General features: G+C 67.4%; 1 pseudogene. It reads left to right on the top strand.

Annotated elements, in window-relative coordinates:
- Positions 1-76: 76 nt before the first annotated feature.
- Positions 77-408: pseudogene (locus tag IMZ11_RS44470) on the top strand (hypothetical protein); the annotation flags it as partial.

Raw genomic sequence — 408 nt, 5'->3', positions numbered from 1 at the left:
ACACGGCCATGCCACGGCAGCGCATCATTAGTTGACACCTGTCATGTGTGATGCGGAACACTGCTAGGTTGCCTGTGTGCAACCGACTCAGACCGCCGTACTCGACCGCCCCGAAGACCTGACCTGTGACTGGCTGACCGCCGCCCTGGGCGCCGGCCAGGTCAGCGGATTCAGTTTCGAGCGGATCGGAACGGGCCAGATGAGCGAGTGCTACCGCGTGTCCCTGGAGTATGCGGCGGGTCCGTCCGAGCAGGCCGGCGGGCCGGCGTCGGTGGTGCTCAAGGTGGCCGCCACCGACCCCAGCAGCCGACAGACCGGACTGGCGTTGGGCCTCTACGAGCGCGAGGTCCGGTTCTATGCGGACATCGCTACTGCCCTGGCACCCGGGCCGGTGGCGCCCTGCTACCA

It is taken from the genome of Microtetraspora sp. AC03309 (assembly GCF_020826795.1).
GTDB classification, from domain to species: Bacteria; Actinomycetota; Actinomycetes; order Streptosporangiales; family Streptosporangiaceae; genus Microtetraspora; species Microtetraspora glauca.
Note: the sequence above shows the minus strand (reverse complement) of the source record. Positions and strands in the feature narration are given on the sequence as shown.